We start from the raw sequence: 18,272 nt of genomic DNA, 5'->3' as shown, positions 1-18,272 counted from the left end.
ATGCTAAGCGCTTGGATTCACGCTCTTTTTAAACGCGATAAGCTGCCAGTCCGTCAAAAATAAGCAATAAATATGTCACACGCCTACGCAGTCGCTACGGCAGCGTGCCAAATTTATCACTTATTTTGGACTCCAAAGCGGCAACTTATCAGCTCTTTTTAATCATGTGCGATTCTAGCTTCGGCTGCTGCTGCGATTGCTGCGACGATATCATCGATGAAGGTATTTACGCGACCGCCGTTATGTTGTTCGTCGTTTAATTTACCAACGATACCAGGCTTGACGCGGTCTAGGTAACCGAAATTGGTCCATGAGATCGTGCCGTAGACGCCCAAGATAGACATGACTAGTTGTTCATCGATACCATAAGTTGCATGGTCGCCACCAATACGTTCTTGTAATGGTTCTGGTAGTTGTTTAGCCTCTGCTACTTCATCTAGGGCTAAGCCAGTCATTACGGCATCTTGTACTTCAGTTTTGTGTAACACGTGTTGCACAGAATCAACGGCTGTTGCCAATGACAAATCCGGAATACGGTCTTTTTGACCACTGACGACTAATTCAGCAATTTCAGGTAATTGGACACCACGGTCCTGCAACATTTTAATAACATCTTCATAATAATCACGCTCAGTAAATAACATTTCCCATTACGCTCCCTCGTTTAATGGCATTATTGTATCAGAAAGCGGGTCCTTTTAAAACGTATCGAATGTTAAAACAGCTTTCCCTTGTAAGGAATGCTGACGAGCTTGTTCATGAATATCACGCAGATTAGCTAATGTAAATGGGAGCACTTGACCAATCCGGAACGTGATTTTACCAGCTGCCATATCGGCAAATAATGCTTCAAGATTAGGACGTTTTCCATCCTGAAATGCGTTAGCAGCATCAATATCAAATGCTGACAGAGCTTTTTCATCAAGGCCAGCAATGCCGCGTAGGATACCACCAGTTTTTAGAATTTTTGCAGATTGGACCGAAACTGAGCCACCAATGGTATCTAAGACGGCATCGAAATCAGATAATTCATTTTCATAGGCGGTATGATAGTCGACCGGTGTGACATCTCCAAATGATTTTAGATAGTCAAAGTCAGCTGGTTTAGCGGTTGTGTATACTTGCGCACCGATATTCAATGCGGCTTGCACAGCAACTGAACCAACAGCACCGGCACCACCTTGAACAAGAACTTTTTGTCCAGGTTGGACGTTTAAATCACGATGAATCATTTGATAACCAGTTGCTGCACCGATAACAGCTGCCACGGCATGAACATCATCGATGTTATCGGGCACTTTTGTTGCGGCAGATTGGCCAACTGGTACTAATTCAGCATAGGTTTTTTGGTGACGAGTGGCAGCGATACGATCACCAACTTTAAAGTCGGTGACGTCTGAACCGATAGCAACAACTTCACCCACAACACTTGAACCGGGAATTAATGGTAATTCTTCTGAAGTACCCATCTTTCCGGCAATAAATTTCACATCATAAGGATCAATAGTAACGGCATGATTTTTAACTAACACCTGCTTTTTTAATAAAGCTGGTGTCTCAGTATCAATTTCGTTTAAACCAGTAACTGGACCATAATTATCTAATTGAATAGCTTTCATAATATTTCCCCCTTGTTCTTTTATCATAAGTATAGTCTAACTTAGTTTAGCAAGTGAGACAAAAGTCCAAATTAATTCACCCAAACATGGTTGTACGTTAGAATATAGCTATAAATAGTTAGGCGATTTCAGTCTGATTATTTTTTACAATCCAGTAATTATGCCAAAGGAGATGTTTAACATGCCATGGACAAAAGAAGATTACCCGGACTCATTAAAGAACCTTAAGCCAACTGTGCGCAACAAAGCCATTGAAATCATGAATGCGCTCCAAAGAGAAGAAAACTATAATGAACAACGTATTATTGCAATTGCTACTAAAAAAGCTGAAGAATGGTACCAGAATGACCATCCTAATGCTTCGGTTTATGAAAAATGATTTATCATTTTAATAGATGATTTCATTAGTGATAATGAAAATATAATTAAAAAACAGTTGCAAAGCTATAATTGCTGTGGTAGTTTAATATATATTAAATCGTATCAAAGGAGGGCGTCGATAATGACTAATTTAAAAAACATGCAAATTAATAATTCTACGTCCTCTGACTCAACTGTATTACCAAGCAGTTGAGTGTTTTGAAGTGATTAAATAATTTGTCGCTAACGAAAACCGTTCAACCTAGGTAATGCATTGTGTTGTGTATTACCTGGGTTGGACGGCTTTTTTATTTTGGCTTAAGGAGCAGAGAGATGGAGTTAGAAAAAAGTGGCTTAAAGCGCTCGATGGGCGTGATGACAGGTATTTCAGTAGTTATTGGTACGGTTGTAGGTTCGGGAATTTTCTTTAAGCAAGGACAAGTATTAGAAACGGCTGGTGGTACGACAGCAGGATTAGCAGCCTGGATCGTGGGTGGTTTGATCACCTTGGCTGGTGGGTTGACCCTATCAGAGATTGGATCAAGAATACCGGAAACTGGTGGTATGTATATTTATATGGAAAAGCTTTATGGCAAGTTCGTGGGCTTTCTAACCGGTTGGACGCAAGTTGCCATTTATGCACCTGCGATTATTGCATCGGTTGCTGCTTATTTTGCGGAATTATTTGCAGATTTTTTTAACATACCAACACAGTGGGCACCAACAATTGGTATTGTGACTTTATTACTGATTACAGCCATGAATTCATTGGATAATCGTATTGCAAGTGCTTTCCAAGTAACGACGACAACGATTAAATTAATTCCCATTTTCGCCTTGGTTACCTTTGGTATTTTCTTTGGGAAAGCCGATGCTTTAGGTCAAACCGTTCATCATATGACATCAACAACATCTGGTAATTTTGGGCTAGCAATTTTAGCGACATTATTTGCTTATGATGGTTGGGCAACATTAGCTAACTTAGGTGGTGAAATAAAGAATCCCCGTCGTAACTTGCCTCGAGCAATTATTGGTGGTCTGTTAGTTGTTATTTTGGTTTATGTTGGGGTGACTTATGGTATCTATCAAGCTGTGCCAGCCAATCAAATTGTTTCTCTTGGTAGTGAGGTGCCTTATACAGTAGCCCGTCAAGCGTTTGGTGATTTGGGTGGTAAACTTCTGGCACTTGGTATTCTGGTTTCTATGGCCGGAACGCTTAATGGTAAGATGCTTGCCTTTCCCCGTATGGTTTATGCGATGGCAGACGAAGGGGTTCTCCCACGTTATCTAAAAAAGGTCAACCGTGCGCAAGCGCCAGTAACAGCATTATGGACAACGGCCGGCTTAGCAGCTATTTTGATTGCAATCTCAGGAGCTGATTGGTTGTCAGATATGGCCGTCTTTGTTATTTGGTTGTTCTATGCAGCAACATTTTTCGGTGTCTTTATCTTACGTTTACGAGATAAAAAAGCCGGTGTGAAGCCCAACGAGTTATTATTCCAGGTACCTTTGTATCCAATTATTCCCATCATTGCCATTGGTGGCGCCTTGTTTGTTTTGATCAACACCTTAATTGCTAGTTTCTCAATGGTACTGATTTCATTTTTCTTTGTAGGTATCGGTGTTCCTGTTTATTATTACTACAAACGTAAGAATGAATAGCTAATAGTATTTCATAGCAATTAAACCGTCATTCAATCAGAAAGTGGTTGCTTACTAAGAAAATATGCGATAATAGGTATAAAAGTATTTATTAGTAAGGGAGTATGTCAGTATGGGAAAGTATCATGTGACGAATTATGAACAGATGTCGTTTGATGATTTTAATCAGCCATCAGGTTTACCGATCGATCGTGACAATCGTTGGGTTGTGCGCGCAGATAAAATTCCATGGCATGATTTAGAAAAACAATATGCATTAGTTTTTACAAGTAATCGTGGTCCCAAACCGTTGCCGTTCCGATTAGTGTTCGGTGCTCTAATGATTCAACAATTACTTGAATTAACCGATGAAGAAACTTTGGAACAAATCAAAGAGAACCCTTATTTGCAATATTTCGTTGGCCAGTCAGGGTATGCTTATCAACGACCATTTAGTTCGTCAACGCTAAGCCGTGCCCGTCAGCGCATAGGGGATGATGAAGTCTTAGCAATGGTTGATCGTATTGAGGATTTAATGGTAGCCGAAGGGGTAACGTCTAAAATTGGTAAGCGTCATTAATAAATTCGTTTATTTGTCGAAAGTCGCCATACTTAGGGGGTAAATATGAAAAAAGGTGTTTTGTTGTTAAGTTTAATTGGTAATTTGTTATTATTTATCACTTTGAAGGTTGCGAAAAATCGTAATGATGCTTTTGAACGTCAGATTATTGCCGCTGATGCAAAGGATGAGGCAATGAAAAATAATCAGGAGGGTTAATGATGCACATTACTAATGAAATGATAGATCCAGAATTACGCCAAGCTGGCAAAGTGATTCGAAAAGTTACGTCGTCTTTGACACCGAACAAAATTAGGTTAATCAACAAAGCAACAGATGTTTTGCGTGGTGTTAATCGAACTAACTTAAATTATGAGCAACATTATATTACTCGTCCTGATGGTACAAAATTACGAATTTGTGTCTACTCGCCCCAAGTACCGCAGGAAAATGTACCTGGTATTTTGTGGATTCATGGTGGTGGTTATGCACTAGAATTGCCAGAGCTAGAGGCGAATGCCTTTGCACAATTAGCAAATGAAACTGGTGCGGTAATCGTCTCACCAGATTACTGTCGCTCAATAGATAGCCCATATCCAGCTGCTTTAGAGGATTGCTATGCAGCGTTAAAGTGGTTGCGTAATCATACAGATGATTATGGTATTCGTAGTGATCAACTAGTCGTAGCAGGTGGTAGTGCTGGTGGTGGCTTGACCACAGCGTTAAATTTATATGCTCGTGATAAGGGTGAAATTGCGATTGCTTTTCAAATTGCATTTTACCCAATGTTAGATGATCGGCCAACAGCGACCTCGTTAAACAATGATGCACCGATTTGGAATACAAAATCTAATGAGATATCTTGGCAGTTATATTTGGGTGATTTGTATGGTACCCATGCAATACCAGCATATGCTGCACCTGCTCGAGCTGAAGACTTGACGGGGTTACCACCAATGATTTCCTTTGTTGGTGATTTAGATCCATTTTATAGTGAGACGGTCACGTTTATTGACCGATTAGCAGCCAGTGGCGTGCCAACTTACTTTAAAACATATTCAGGAGCCTATCATGCGTTTAATTTGATTGGAAGTGCTGAGATTGCGCAGGACGCTAATCGCTTTTTGCTGGATAATTTCAAATTCTGTATGACGCAGTATTTCGCAGAACAGCCTAAATAGAATATTTAAAAATGAAAAAAGGTCAACAAGCTATGGTAAACATGGTTTGTTGGCCTTTTTTGTTCACTATCATTATGTTAATAGGTAACGCTATGTTATTTTTTATTTCTAATTAAAGGGCGCTGTAAACGTTGGTATAAAAGCGATTATTTTTTATTTTCAAAAAATTCACAAAAAACAAAAAATACCGTTGCGATATATTCTTTTTATGAAATTAGACTTATAACCTAACAGATTAGTTGGGGGAGAATGATGTATGGCAGAAGATACGACAGGAGTCATCAGTGATGTAAAAGTAGCACATCAGCAAAACGCTAAGTTAAAGATGGGACGTTTTTTGAAAGTGTATGGTCCTGGTTTGATTGTGATGTTGGCGGATACTGATGCTGGTTGTTTAATTACAGCAGCGCAGTCTGGTGCTCAATGGGGATATGCGATGGTTTTGCCACAATTATTGCTTATTCCAATTCTATATGCAGCGCAGGAAATGACGGTTCGCTTAGGCATTGTGACGCGACAAGGCCATGGTGAATTGATTCGACAGCATTTTGGTAAAGGATGGGCTTGGTTATCTGCGGGGACTTTAGGTATATCAGCCATCGGTGCTTTATTAACAGAATTTATTGGTGTCGCTGGGGTTGGTGAACTATTTGGTGTTTCAAAGTGGTTAACCATTCCTACTGCCACTATTTTATTAATTGGGATTGCTTTTTGCGGTAGTTATCACCGCATTGAAAAAATTGGTGTGTTGATTGGTCTCGCTGAACTGGCTTTTTTGGTAGCTATGTTCATGGCAAAACCTCAACCTAGTGATTTTTTACAAGGTTTGACCACGGTTCCCTGGAAAAACTCTTCATATTTATATCTGGTTGCAGCAAATGTTGGTGCGGTAATTATGCCGTGGATGATTTTCTACCAACAAGGTGCGGTTATTGATAAAAATCTTAGTAAGGATGATATTCCAAAAGAAAAACATGACACATTAATCGGTACCTTATTAACCCAAGGTATCATGATTATGTTTGTTGTGACCTTTGCAGCAACGGTTGGTGTTGCTGGGAAGCACGTTTCGTTAAGCTCTGTTAGTGATTTAGCGGCCGCTATATCACCCTATATCGGATCAGCACCAGCAAAAATTGTTACCGGATTAAGTTTGATGGGAGGATCATTAGTGGCAGCACTAGTGGTTGCTTTAGCTGGTACTTGGGGGTTACCGAAGTTTTAAATTGGCGCCACAGTTTGAATGAATCACTGAATAAATCAAACATTGGTTTTTATACAATTTACTGCTTAGCGCACGTGATTGGGGCAATTATCGTATTAATGAACATTGATTTAGTTGATATTGCTGTTTCGGTCGAAGTGATGAATGCTTTATTGTTGCCAATTGTTTTAGGATTTTTACTAATGTTAGAAGCTAAAGCACTGCCAAAAGAGTATCGGATGCACGGCATATATCGTTTCTTAGTAACCGGTGCTTGTCTGATTGTGATGGCATTTGGTATCTATATGGTGGGACCAACACTTGGCATTTGGTAAAAATAGAAAGGAGATAGCCTTATGGCAAATATAGAAGTCATACAAAAAATTGACTGGCGATCATTAAAACAAATAACCGTCGAAAAAAGTAATGGGGAAAAGACGCCATTTTATGCATATAAAATTGATTTAGTCATTGATGCATTGACTGAAAATCAGACGTTAAAAGATGAATTGCGTCAACGTATTTTTTCACAAATTAATGGAGTAGACGATGAGTTGTCATCATCAAGTATTCGAGACATGTTTGTTAGTGCATTGACTTCAATGGGAGAAACGACATTAGCCAATCAATATGTCGATTATCGTGCTAGGGATGTTGAAAAATGGCAATCGGTTATTAATCCAGGTAATAAATTGCACCAGTTATTTAATGGTCAGGATACGGTTGTTCATGAAAATGCTAATAAAGATAGTAATATTTTTAGTACACGAAGAGATTTGACAGCCGGCATGGTCGGTAAGTCACTGGGATTAACCATGATGCCACAGACTGTCGCCAAAGCACATTTACGTGGTGACATTCATTACCATGATTTGGATTATTCACCACTAACATCGATGACTAATTGTTGTTTGATTGATTTTAAAGATATGTTAGCAAATGGATTTAAGATTGGTAATGCTGATGTCGAACCACCACGGTCGATTCAAACGGCAACGGCTCAGATGTCACAAATCATTGCGAATGTTGCATCAAGTCAGTACGGTGGTTGTTCATCAGATCGAACGGATGAGGTATTAGCGCCATATGCGGCTTTGAATTATAAAAAGCATCTCACGGAAGCTGGGCAATGGGTTTTGCCAGAAAAACGCGAGACCTTTGCGCGCGAGAAAACAAAAAAAGATATTTATGATGCCATGCAAGCACTCGAGTACGAGGTCAACACGCTATTTTCATCTAATGGCCAAACACCATTTACAACGGTTGGATTTGGGCTAGGGACGTCGTGGATCGAACGAGAAATTCAGAAAGCTATTTTGCAGGTCAGAATTAAGGGATTGGGTAAGCAACATCAAACCGCAATTTTTCCAAAACTGATTTTTACTGTGAAACGTGGCTTGAATTTAGCAAAGACTGACCCAAATTATGATATTAAACAATTGGCTGTGGAATGCGCGACCAAGCGGATGTATCCAGACATTTTGATGTACGACAAAATCATTGCATTGACTGGTAGTTTCAAATGTCCGATGGGTTGCCGGAGCTTTTTGCAAGGTTGGCACGATGAAAATGGCCAGGAAGTTAATAGCGGCCGGATGAATTTAGGGGTGGTCACAATTAATTTGCCCAGAGTGGCTATTGAAGCTAAGGGTGACAAAGAGGTATTTTGGGAAATTATGGACGATCGGATTCATGTTGCTAAAAAAGCATTAATGAATCGTTTGAATCGTTGTAAGGAAACTAAGCCGGAGAATGCCCCAATTTTATATGAAAATGGTGCCTTTGGTAAGCGATTAAAACCCACTGATTCAGTTGATGAATTGTTTAAAAATAGTCGGGCAACGATTTCACTTGGTTATATTGGTTTATACGAAGTTGGTGCAGCTTTTTATGGCAGTGATTGGGAACACAATCAAGAAGCACACGATTTTACTGTGTCGATTGTTAAGTACTTACATGATTACTGTTTGAAGTGGGAAAAGCAATACGGGTATCATTTCAGTGTTTATTCAACGCCAGCTGAGTCATTAACGGATACTTTTTGTGAAGATGATATTGAACGTTTCGGTATGATTCCAGATATTACCAGCAAGGAATATTACACAAATAGTTTTCATTATGATGTACGCAAAAATCCAACACCTTTTGAGAAGCTAGCCTTTGAGCAAGATTATCCGCAGTATGCAGCGGGAGGATTTATTCATTACTGTGAGTACCCAAATTTGAAGCAAAATCCTGCTGCATTAGAGGCAGTGTGGGATTGGGCTTATGACCGTGTGGGTTATTTAGGCACGAATGCTTCAATTGATCACTGCTTTGAATGTGGTTTCGATGGTGAATTTAAAGCAACGGCAAGAGGATTTGAGTGTCCACAATGTGGTAATCGAGATCCGAAGACGTGTGATGTCGTTAAGCGAACTTGTGGCTATTTAGGAAACCCAATGATTCGGCCAATGGTTCATGGGCGGCATAAGGAAATTACATCCCGTGTTAAACATATGCAGTTAGGGGGACTTGATGATGGTGCGTTCTAATCGGCCGCGACATGTGAGGAAACCCAATGACCCGCAACCACAAGAATGGTTAGCATCTGAACGCAGTTTACAATATGTAGCCAGCTACAAACCATTTAATATGGTCGATGGTGAAGGCATTCGCTGTAGCCTCTACGTATCAGGGTGTTTATTTAATTGCCCAGGTTGTTATAACCGTGTTGCTCAAAATTTTCATTACGGTCGGCCGTATTCGCAGGAGTTAGAGGATAAAATTATTGCTGACATGTCGCATAGTTATGTCCAGGGATTGACCTTGCTGGGCGGCGAACCATTTTTAAATACGCAAGTTTGTTTAAAACTATGTCGGCGAATTCGACAGGAATTTGGTCATACCAAAGATATCTGGTCTTGGACAGGTTATACATGGGATGAATTGATGCAAGAGTCCTATGATAAATTACAGCTGTTGAGTATTATTGATATTTTGGTAGATGGTCGATTTTTAGAGGAAAAGAAAGATTTAACTTTACAGTTTCGTGGTAGTTCTAATCAAAGAATCATTGACGTGCCAAAATCATTAGCAGCTGATGAAGTGAAGATTTGGGATAGATTAATTAGATAACTTGGAGGATAACAGTGGCTGAATTAATTATTGATCACTTAGAAGTAGCAGTGGCGGATAAGGTCATCTTAAATGATGTTAATTTAACGATTAATGATGGTGAAATTCATGCACTTATGGGCCCAAATGGGACTGGAAAGTCAACATTGTCAGAAACCATTATGGGAAATCCACGCTATCAAATTACGAGCGGTCGGATTTTACTAAACGGTGAGGATATTACTGAGATGGCGACAGATGAACGTGCTCGGGCAGGTGTCTTTTTGGCAATGCAATATCCAGTTGAAGTAGCGGGTATTACGAATGCCGATTTTATTCACTCAGCAATGGATGCACGTGATCATCATGAAGCAGTACCCGTATTAAAATTTTTAAAAGCATTAAACCAGAATATGGCATTTTTAGACATGGATGAAGACTATGCTGACCGTGGGTTAAATGAGGATTTTTCTGGTGGTGAAAAAAAACGTAATGAAATTTTACAATTAATGATGTTACAACCTTCGATGGCCATTCTAGATGAAATTGATTCCGGTTTAGATATTGATGCATTAAAAATTGTTGCTCGTGGTATTAATGAAATGCGCAGCCAATCTTTCAGTTGTTTAATGGTGACACATTACCAACGACTACTAAATTATGTGGTGCCAGATGTGGTTCATGTCATGATGGGTGGCCGCATTATTAAAACGGGGGGTCCGGAATTAGCCAAGGAGCTTGAAAAAAATGGGTATGAAGGGCTCGAACAAGATGTAAAGGGGTGAGTAAGTCAGGATGTCTTTAGATGAGTTAATGACAACAGATGTATTACAACAGGCCCAACATCCCTATTACATGGGAATTAAGTATGAACCCAAGGATTACGAATTTGTCACTCCTGACGAAGCTGTGGATTGGCAATGGTCAGTTGATGAAACAACCAGGGTGGCAATAGCTGATTATGGTATAACGGTTTCGCGTCTTGAAGATGAAAACCAATTCCCTGAACAAGTAGCAGCATTTGTTCGGAATCATCAAGCAAATAAATATATTTTGCAGCATTTTCAACAACAGCTAAGTGGTCTAAAAATTATTATTCCCGATAACGTTGTGATCAAACAGCCCTTAAATTTGATAATTGATTTGATGAACTCACACCCAGGTGCTTTTACGATAGCTGTCTTACTGGGTGAAGGTAGTCAACTGACACTGCAGCAAACAATTAATATGCATGGAGCAGCAACCCAGGATAGCTGCGTGATTATTGGCCAGCAAGCGAATAATAGCCAATTAACATTGGCGACGGCAATCAAGAATCAGACACCGATGAAACTATCATTGTTTGGTACGCTCGATGTGGACAGGGATTGTCAGACGAATTGGTCATTGGTGCCTGATGTTTATGGCAAGTTATTGGGGGATGTGGCGATAAACTTAAATGGCCAAGGAAGTACAGCAAAACTTAACGCAGTCAAAATTGGCATAAACCAAGATTATTGTGGGCTGCAAGGAAGCGTGAACCATTGGGCCCCCCATACAACCAGTCGCATTAACATGCGTGGGGTGTTGTTTGGTCAGTCAAAGGTCAATTTTACGAGCATTGGGCAAATTAACCATGGTGCTTATGGCTCTGATTCACAACAAGAAGGTCGCCTAATGACGGTTGGCAAAAAAGCACAAGGAACTGTTAATCCACTACTAATTATTGATGAAAACGATGTGAATGCTGGGCATGCGGCTAGTGTTGGCCAGTATGATCCAGAAGAACTTTATTATTTGTTAAGTCGAGGCATTACGAAACAGCAAGCCAGGAAAATTTTAGTCTATAATTTCATTGCACCAGTGGTGCACGAACTAAATGATGATTTCCAAAAAATGGTTGTGGCTGCTGTTGAGAAAGGTGCAGGTGAGGATCTCTATGACAAAGTATGATCAATTAGCTTACTTAGACAATGCAGCAACAACACCGATGCCGGATAGTGTGTTGCAGGTTATTGATAACTATTATCAGACACAAAAAGTTAACGTTCATCGGGGGATGTATCGGTTGGCTAATGAAGTGACGCAACAATACGAACATGTCCGTCAACAAGTTGCGCAGTTTATTCATGCGCCTAATGCGTCAGATGTTGTGTTTACTAGTGGTGCTACTGATGCGCTCAATTTGGTGGCATTTGGTTATGGGACGACACATCTTCATGCGGATGACGAGATTATTATCAGCGTCATGGAACATCATGCGAACTTAGTGCCTTGGCAACAGGTTGCGGCGATGACCGGAAGCAAATTACGAGTAGTTGATATTACCCCGGATGGTCAAATTGATATGGTTGCATTGCAAAAACTGCTTAACAAACATACAAAAATCGTATCACTAACATTAGTGTCCAATGTATTAGGGACGTATACAGATATGCGTCCCATTGCAGAAGCTGCGCACAAGGTTGGGGCAGTGTTGATGGTGGATGCTGCTCAGGCGGTGGCTCAGATGGCTATTGATGTCCAAGCGATGGGCGCGGACTTTTTAGCTTTTTCTGGTCATAAAATGTTTGGGCCGACAGGTATTGGTGTTCTGTATGGACGTACGGATTTATTGGCTGACATGACGCCAACGAGATTTGGCGGCGAGATGATTGATCAAGTTACCCAACAAACGGCGACCTTTCAGCCGGCACCTTTAAAGTTTGAGGCGGGTACGCCGAACATAGCCGGTGTATTAGGTTTAGGGGCGGCAATCGATTATATTCTTCAGATTGGTTATCCAAAGATTAGCCAAATTGATCATGAATTGGTTGATTATTTGATGAAAGGGTTATCGCAAATACCAGCAGTGACCATTTATGGTTCGCCACTAGCTACTGATCACCGGGCTGTGGTCAGCTTTAATGTTGGCAAAGTGCATGCCCATGATGTTGCAACCATTTTGGATGCAGCTGGTGTGGCTGTTCGCGCCGGTCATCATTGCGCAGAACCTCTGATGACTTTTCTAGGCACAGAAAGTGTTGTTCGGGTTAGTGTCAGTTTTGAGAATAAACTAAGTGAGATTGACCAATTATTGACAGGTATCCAACAAGTAAAGGAGCTATTGCATGAGTGATATTAGGCAATTGTATCAACGAATTATTGTTGATCATGCTAATCATCCCCATCACTATGGTGAATTGCAATCAGCTAATTTCACAAAAACTTACCGTAACCCAGATTGTGGTGACACAATTACCGTATTTGCAACGATTGTAGACGATGAAATAGTCGACATCTCATTCACCGGGAATGGGTGTATTATCAGCCAAGCATCTGCCAGTATGTTAACAGATTTGTTAATTGGTCAGACGATAGATGTTGCAGATGATACAATACGAAATTTCCAATACCTTATTATGGGGCAGCCGGTTAACGAGAGCGAGTTAGGCGATAGTGTGGCATTTAGCACGCTCAGTGAATTTCCAACGCGCGTGCGATGTGGTGCGTTAGCTTGGCATACGATGGCAGCAATTCTTAATGATTGGAGGACAGCTAATGGTTGAAGAATCCAAATCATTGCAAACACACAATACCAATGAGGAGCGAGGCAATGTAGATGATGTTGACCCCATTTTTTCGACGGGTGCTGGAATCAATGAGGAGACAATTCGCAAAATTTCACTCGCTAAACAGGAACCAGAGTGGATGTTAGCCTTACGCTTAAAGGCATATCAGATTTATTTAAACATGCCCTTGCCAAGTTTTGGCCCTGATTTAAGCCCAATTGACTTGGATAATATTAAGTATTTTCAACGAGCAACCAATCATGTAGCTCGGCAGTGGGAAGATGTGCCGGATACCATCAAAGAAACCTTTGAACGAATCGGTGTACCTGAGGCGGAACGAGCATATCTTGCTGGGTCTGCAGCACAATATGAATCTGAAGCGGTGTATAGCAACTTAAAACATGATCTTGAATCACAGGGGATTATTTTTATGGATACTGATTCGGCATTGCGTGAACATCCTGACTTAGTGAAACAATATTTTGGTACCCTGATTTCGGCAAGTGACAATAAATTTGCAGCATTGAATACAGCAGTTTGGTCTGGGGGAACTTTTTTGTATGTACCAAAAGGGGTTCATGCAGATGTTCCGATTCAAAGCTATTTTCGAATTAATGCTGGCCGAACTGGGCAATTTGAACGGACTTTGATCATTGTGGATGAAGGTGGTTCAGTGAATTATGTTGAGGGATGTACCGCACCGAATTACTCAGAAGATAGCTTGCATGCTGCTGTGGTTGAAGTGTTTGTGAAGCAAGGCGGCTATTGCCGCTATACGACGATTCAAAATTGGTCAACGAATGTGTATAGTTTGGAGACAAAACGGGCGCGTGCGGAAGAGGCAGCGTCGATGGAGTGGGTCGATGGTAACTTAGGTTCTAAAGTTACCATGAAGTACCCAAGTATTTTTTTAGCTGGTCGTGGCGCCACCGGTTCAATGTTGTCAATTGCAGCTGCCGGTAAAGACATGCATCAAGACACTGGAGCGAAGATGATACACATGGCACCAGATACGCATAGTACGATTATATCGAAAGCTATTTGTCATGATGGCGGACGCGCTGATTATCGTGGCTTGGTAAAATATACGAAACGAGCAGCGAGAGCCCATTCGCATGTTGAATGTGACACGATTCTTATGGATAATCAAAGTAGTAGTGATACATTCCCAGTGAACGATATTGCCACTAGTGATGGCACGATTGAGCATGAAGCACGCGTTTCTAAAGTTTCTGAAGAAAAACTCTACTATTTGGAAAGCCGTGGGTTAGATGAAGAAACAGCCACGCAACTAATTGTGATGGGCTTTTTGGATCCATTTACCAAACAATTACCAATGGAATATGCGGTCGAACTCAACCGGTTGATTAAATTCCAAATGGTGGGTAGTGTTGGCTAAATAATTTACTGATAAATAAAAAAACCAGGCTAGGTATTGAGATTATACCTAGCCTGGTTTATTTAAAATGCATTAATTATAGTTTGGTAAATGACCTATCGGCTTCAAAACATTTTTTGTCACGCTCTACATAAACGCGTTCCAAAAGACTGAAGCTTCAATGTAACGCAGTTTGCGCCATTCCTGTCCTGCGCTTTGCTACGGCCAAAAATGCCGCAAACTACGTTACACACCAGCTTCAAAACGTCTTTTGTCACGCTCTCTATAAACGCGATCCAAAAAATTGAAGCCTCAATGTAACAACGATTGCGTAATTCCGACTCTTCGCTGCGCTGCGATTCAAAATAACACAATCATCGTTACACACCGGCTTCAAAACATTTTTTGTCACGCTCTCTAGTTTTGTTGTTTTCTTTCTCGAGCAAAGAAGATAATTGACAACAGAACTAGGAAGCCAGCACCGATGCAGACAGAAATACGAGTGTCTGGATTAATAAACATGAAAATAACGATGATTACTAGTGATATCAGAGCAAAGTAGTTCGTTAATGGATATAGTGGCATTTTGAAAGGATGTTCATTCATCAAGGCTTTATTAGATGCGCGGAATCTTAATTCTGAGAGCAGGATAATAAACCAAGGCACCATACCAGGTAACACACTTGAACTATAAACTAGGACGAACAAATCGGCAGTTGATTTACTTAATGCAGAAAAGACCGTATTTAAAATCAAGCCAAGTAGAATACCACCAGAAATAGCAAGAATTGAAACATAAGGTACCTGATGTGATGACAACTTTGATAATGATTTTGCTGTTTCACCATCTTTTGATAACTTAAACAACATCCGGCTTGAACTGTAGATACCAGAGTTGGCACCTGACATTGCAGCTGTTAGTACGACGAAATTAATAATACCAGCGGCTCCTGAAATACCGACTTTTGAAAATGTTTCAACGAAGGGTGAGCCAACAGCGTCCAGTTGATTCCAAGGATAGATTGTGACGATAACAAAAATAGCACCAATATAGAAAATCAAAATACGCCAAACGATTGAACGAATTGATGCAACGATGGCATGCTTTGGATGTTCTGCTTCACCAGCAGTGATACCTAATACTTCAATTCCTTGGTAAGAACCAACGACAATTGATAGCGCAAAGATGAATCCCTTAACGCCACCTGTGAAGAATCCGCCGTGTGACCACAAATTTGACAGCCCGATCGCATGCCAATTATTACCTAATCCTAAGAAAATGACCATTACACCAAGCACAATCATGATAATAATCGTGACCACCTTGATCATGGCAAAATAAAATTCCATCGTACCGTAAGCTTTAGCAGAAGTTAGGTTTGCAAAAGCTAGTGTAGCAATGACGACAACGCCGGAAATCCAGCCGGGTAAGTTCGGCCACCAATAATTTAGATAAGTACTAACGGCAATAACTTCACTGATTCCAACAACGATGTATTGAAAAACGTTACTCCATTTTGTTAGATAACCAGCTAAAGGGTGAATATAATTCGTTGCATAATCAGCAAATGAGCCAGTTGTTGGGTTAATAAAGATCATTTCCCCTAGTGCTCGCATCACTAGATACAACAAAATACCAACAAAAGCATAGGCTAATAGCACTGATGGACCAGTCCATTGGATGGTTGATGTTGACCCCATAAATAGACCAACACCAATTGTGCCACCAAGTGCGATCATCTGCATTTGCCCACTCGTTAACGAACGTTTTAACTGACGTTCAGGTTTTCCCTGTTCACTTTTCATCTGCCAAACTCCTCTTTCTACTAAAAAAGTATACAAAAAACCGCCCAATCAACTTGCACCGCAAGGGGGTGTCGAGCTGGTTGGACGGTTTGTTAATAATCGATATTTACTAACAGCATGTTAAATAACCCAACCAGCCAAAATGGTGGTTGAGGTGGTGGTCGTTTGGTGGTCTGCCAAGATTAAGTTTTTAACTGCATGAACTAACATAACGATTTCCCTCCGTGCATTAATTAATAATTAGAAGAATAGCACCATTATTCCGAGATGACAAGAGTTAATTTAAAATCTCATCAACATGAATGACGTATTTATTTACCAAATAATAATAATAAGTCAGCGGTAGCTTGAGTATCATGAGAAACTTTACAAGTTATATTCATGCCGGGCATGACGAACAATGAATAGTACATTACATGAGAGATTAGAGGTTTATTATGGCGCAATTGAATTTATGGCAAAAAATGATTCGACGTGAAAATCCCAGTAATTATGCTGATAAGGATGGTAAATTACAGCCAATATTGGGTAAAAAGGAAATGATTGCCATGGGGATTGGTACGGTGGTCGGTGCTGGTGTATTTACGATGCCCGGTATTGTGGCAGCCGAGTATGCTGGTCCGGCAGTTGTTATTTCTTTTATTATCGCAGCATTGATTGCTGGGTTATCAGCTTTAGCATATTCCGAATTAGCCTCAGCGATGCCTTTTGCAGGTTCGATCTATTCTTGGGCAAATGTTATTTTTGGTGAATTTGTTGGTTGGGTTGCCGGCTGGGCCATTTTAGCAGAGTATTTGATTGCTTTGGCGTTAGTTTCATCAGCATGGTCATCTTATTTCCAAGGATTTTTAGCAAGCTTTGGTTTTGAATTACCCAAATTTTTCCAGGCATCTTTTAATTTAGCGCAAGGTACTGGCTTCGACTTGTTTGGCGCACTAGCGATTTTAGCAGTTGGTATATTAGCTTCTCGTGGGATGCGAAATATTGCGCGGATCGAAAATTGGCTAGTTATTGGGAAAATTGTGGTCATCATTATTTTTATTGTTGTGGGTGCCACCGCAATACAAGTAAATAACTGGTTGCCCTTTATTCCTCATCATCAAGCAGGGACGCACTTTGGTGGGCTAACCGGAATCATAGCGGGTGCCACCCAAATTTTCTTTTCGTATATTGGTTTTGATACGATTGCTGCTAACTCAGCAGAGGTCAAAAATCCGCAGAAAACAATGCCACAAGCAATTGTGGGGACTTTAGTGATCGCGACAGCCCTATTCGTTGGCGTCGCAGCAATTTTGACGGGGATGTATCCATATGAAAAATTTGCCGGTAATGCCGAGCCAGCTGCATGGGCATTACGTGAATCAGGTCATTTATTTACAGCTAACTTGTTGTCGGTGGTAGCCTTAGTGGGAATGTTTTCTGGTTTGGTTGCCTTGTTGATTGGTGGGTCGCGGTTGGTATACTCATTTAGTCGTGATGGCCTAATGCCCCGTCGGTTTGCACGGTTAGATCAGACGGGACTACCTAAGGTTGCCACGATTGTTATTACGATTATTGCGATCGTTCTAGGTGGTATTTTTCCAATCGGTATGTTGGCAAATCTAGTTTCAGCGGGAACATTGATTGCCTTTATTGTGGCTGGATTAGCTGTTTTGAAACTCCGCCATCGTTCAGATATCGACCATAGTGGGTATAAGATGCCGTATTATCCGATACTACCAATATTGGCAGCTTTAGCAGCGTTCTTGTTACTATGCTCATTAAATATTTCTGCAATTTTCTTAACATTGGGCTGGTTAGGTCTCGGTGTTCTAGTTTACCTATTTTATGGTAGTCGGCACAGCTAAGTAAAATCAAAATGACTATATTTCGCCAATAAAAATATGCGATAATAATTA

The 18,272-nt window shown here is 40.6% G+C and carries 16 protein-coding genes and 1 pseudogene; 14 read left to right on the top strand and 3 right to left on the bottom strand.

The window, feature by feature from the left end:
* Nucleotides 1-158: 158 nt before the first annotated feature.
* Nucleotides 159-644: a phosphatidylglycerophosphatase A gene (locus FOL01_RS09795; protein ID WP_075270450.1), complete on the bottom strand. Its 486-nt coding sequence runs from the start codon at nt 642-644 to the stop codon at nt 159-161.
* A 54-nt stretch (nt 645-698) separates the two neighbouring features.
* The gene (locus FOL01_RS09790) at nt 699-1,619 is read right to left on the bottom strand and encodes an NADP-dependent oxidoreductase (protein WP_075270449.1); all 921 of its coding nucleotides are present in this window, start codon (nt 1,617-1,619) and stop codon (nt 699-701) included.
* Between the two features lie 181 nt (nt 1,620-1,800).
* Here FOL01_RS09790 and FOL01_RS09785 point away from each other — a divergent pair, with 181 nt between their 5' ends.
* The 13 genes and pseudogenes from FOL01_RS09785 (at nt 1,801) to sufB (ending at nt 14,589) form a co-directional block, all read left to right on the top strand.
* Nucleotides 1,801-1,998 carry a DUF2188 domain-containing protein gene (locus FOL01_RS09785; protein WP_075270448.1) on the top strand — a complete coding sequence of 66 codons (198 nt, stop codon included), beginning with the start codon at nt 1,801-1,803 and terminating at the stop codon, nt 1,996-1,998.
* 314 nt (nt 1,999-2,312) lie between these two features.
* Nucleotides 2,313-3,641 (top strand): APC family permease, encoded by a 1,329-nt coding sequence (locus FOL01_RS09780; protein WP_075270447.1) that lies wholly within the window; start codon nt 2,313-2,315, stop codon nt 3,639-3,641.
* A gap of 112 nt (nt 3,642-3,753) precedes the next feature.
* The gene (locus FOL01_RS09775) at nt 3,754-4,200 is read left to right on the top strand and encodes a transposase (protein ID WP_075270446.1); all 447 of its coding nucleotides are present in this window, start codon (nt 3,754-3,756) and stop codon (nt 4,198-4,200) included.
* 45 nt (nt 4,201-4,245) lie between these two features.
* Nucleotides 4,246-4,398, top strand: coding sequence for a hypothetical protein (locus FOL01_RS11130; protein ID WP_156835018.1), 153 nt, complete (start codon nt 4,246-4,248; stop codon nt 4,396-4,398).
* Complete coding sequence (locus tag FOL01_RS09770) at nt 4,398-5,360, top strand: alpha/beta hydrolase (protein WP_237342632.1); 963 nt, start codon at nt 4,398-4,400, stop codon at nt 5,358-5,360. The genes FOL01_RS11130 and FOL01_RS09770 overlap by 1 nt, the downstream gene beginning before the upstream one ends.
* Nucleotides 5,361-5,616: 256 nt before the next feature.
* Nucleotides 5,617-6,899: pseudogene (locus FOL01_RS09765) on the top strand (NRAMP family divalent metal transporter).
* A 21-nt stretch (nt 6,900-6,920) separates the two neighbouring features.
* Nucleotides 6,921-9,098, top strand: coding sequence for an anaerobic ribonucleoside-triphosphate reductase (nrdD, locus tag FOL01_RS09760; protein WP_075270444.1), 2,178 nt, complete (start codon nt 6,921-6,923; stop codon nt 9,096-9,098).
* The gene (gene nrdG, locus FOL01_RS09755; RefSeq protein ID WP_075270443.1) at nt 9,085-9,681 is read left to right on the top strand and encodes an anaerobic ribonucleoside-triphosphate reductase activating protein; all 597 of its coding nucleotides are present in this window, start codon (nt 9,085-9,087) and stop codon (nt 9,679-9,681) included. The genes nrdD and nrdG overlap by 14 nt, the downstream gene beginning before the upstream one ends.
* A gap of 14 nt (nt 9,682-9,695) precedes the next feature.
* Nucleotides 9,696-10,445, top strand: coding sequence for a Fe-S cluster assembly ATPase SufC (gene sufC / locus FOL01_RS09750; protein WP_075270442.1), 750 nt, complete (start codon nt 9,696-9,698; stop codon nt 10,443-10,445).
* A gap of 10 nt (nt 10,446-10,455) precedes the next feature.
* Nucleotides 10,456-11,592: a SufD family Fe-S cluster assembly protein gene (locus FOL01_RS09745; RefSeq protein ID WP_075270441.1), complete on the top strand. Its 1,137-nt coding sequence runs from the start codon at nt 10,456-10,458 to the stop codon at nt 11,590-11,592.
* Entirely contained in the window at nt 11,579-12,757 is a 1,179-nt protein-coding gene (locus FOL01_RS09740; RefSeq protein WP_075270440.1) for an aminotransferase class V-fold PLP-dependent enzyme, read from the top strand. The genes FOL01_RS09745 and FOL01_RS09740 overlap by 14 nt, the downstream gene beginning before the upstream one ends.
* Nucleotides 12,750-13,187: a Fe-S cluster assembly sulfur transfer protein SufU gene (gene sufU, locus FOL01_RS09735; RefSeq protein WP_075270439.1), complete on the top strand. Its 438-nt coding sequence runs from the start codon at nt 12,750-12,752 to the stop codon at nt 13,185-13,187. The genes FOL01_RS09740 and sufU overlap by 8 nt, the downstream gene beginning before the upstream one ends.
* Complete coding sequence (sufB, locus tag FOL01_RS09730; RefSeq protein ID WP_075270438.1) at nt 13,180-14,589, top strand: Fe-S cluster assembly protein SufB; 1,410 nt, start codon at nt 13,180-13,182, stop codon at nt 14,587-14,589. Before sufU ends, sufB begins: the two co-directional genes overlap by 8 nt.
* Nucleotides 14,590-14,985: 396 nt before the next feature.
* Here the strand turns inward: sufB and FOL01_RS09725 are convergent, their stop codons facing one another.
* Complete coding sequence (locus FOL01_RS09725) at nt 14,986-16,374, bottom strand: amino acid permease (protein ID WP_075270437.1); 1,389 nt, start codon at nt 16,372-16,374, stop codon at nt 14,986-14,988.
* A 437-nt stretch (nt 16,375-16,811) separates the two neighbouring features.
* Here FOL01_RS09725 and FOL01_RS09720 point away from each other — a divergent pair, with 437 nt between their 5' ends.
* Nucleotides 16,812-18,221 (top strand): APC family permease, encoded by a 1,410-nt coding sequence (locus FOL01_RS09720; protein ID WP_075270436.1) that lies wholly within the window; start codon nt 16,812-16,814, stop codon nt 18,219-18,221.
* The last annotated feature ends 51 nt before the right edge of the window (nt 18,222-18,272 follow it).

It is taken from the genome of Weissella thailandensis (assembly GCF_001932615.1).
GTDB classification, from domain to species: Bacteria; Bacillota; Bacilli; order Lactobacillales; family Lactobacillaceae; genus Weissella; species Weissella thailandensis.
This window is presented reverse-complemented; position numbering and strand designations above follow the sequence as displayed.

What these genes read in the sequence shown, in the direction of transcription:
- nrdD (WP_075270444.1), top strand. Translation starts at nt 6,921, where the DNA reads ATGGCAAATATAGAAGTCATACAAAAAATTGACTGGCGATCATTAAAA.
- FOL01_RS11130 (WP_156835018.1), top strand. Translation starts at nt 4,246, where the DNA reads ATGAAAAAAGGTGTTTTGTTGTTAAGTTTAATTGGTAATTTGTTATTA.
- FOL01_RS09790 (WP_075270449.1), bottom strand. Translation starts at nt 1,619, where the DNA reads ATGAAAGCTATTCAATTAGATAATTATGGTCCAGTTACTGGTTTAAAC.
- FOL01_RS09725 (WP_075270437.1), bottom strand. Translation starts at nt 16,374, where the DNA reads ATGAAAAGTGAACAGGGAAAACCTGAACGTCAGTTAAAACGTTCGTTA.
- FOL01_RS09740 (WP_075270440.1), top strand. Translation starts at nt 11,579, where the DNA reads ATGACAAAGTATGATCAATTAGCTTACTTAGACAATGCAGCAACAACA.
- FOL01_RS09770 (WP_237342632.1), top strand. Translation starts at nt 4,398, where the DNA reads ATGATGCACATTACTAATGAAATGATAGATCCAGAATTACGCCAAGCT.
- FOL01_RS09745 (WP_075270441.1), top strand. Translation starts at nt 10,456, where the DNA reads ATGTCTTTAGATGAGTTAATGACAACAGATGTATTACAACAGGCCCAA.
- FOL01_RS09780 (WP_075270447.1), top strand. Translation starts at nt 2,313, where the DNA reads ATGGAGTTAGAAAAAAGTGGCTTAAAGCGCTCGATGGGCGTGATGACA.
- nrdG (WP_075270443.1), top strand. Translation starts at nt 9,085, where the DNA reads ATGGTGCGTTCTAATCGGCCGCGACATGTGAGGAAACCCAATGACCCG.
- FOL01_RS09775 (WP_075270446.1), top strand. Translation starts at nt 3,754, where the DNA reads ATGGGAAAGTATCATGTGACGAATTATGAACAGATGTCGTTTGATGAT.
- sufB (WP_075270438.1), top strand. Translation starts at nt 13,180, where the DNA reads ATGGTTGAAGAATCCAAATCATTGCAAACACACAATACCAATGAGGAG.
- sufU (WP_075270439.1), top strand. Translation starts at nt 12,750, where the DNA reads ATGAGTGATATTAGGCAATTGTATCAACGAATTATTGTTGATCATGCT.
- FOL01_RS09785 (WP_075270448.1), top strand. Translation starts at nt 1,801, where the DNA reads ATGCCATGGACAAAAGAAGATTACCCGGACTCATTAAAGAACCTTAAG.
- FOL01_RS09795 (WP_075270450.1), bottom strand. Translation starts at nt 644, where the DNA reads ATGTTATTTACTGAGCGTGATTATTATGAAGATGTTATTAAAATGTTG.
- FOL01_RS09720 (WP_075270436.1), top strand. Translation starts at nt 16,812, where the DNA reads ATGGCGCAATTGAATTTATGGCAAAAAATGATTCGACGTGAAAATCCC.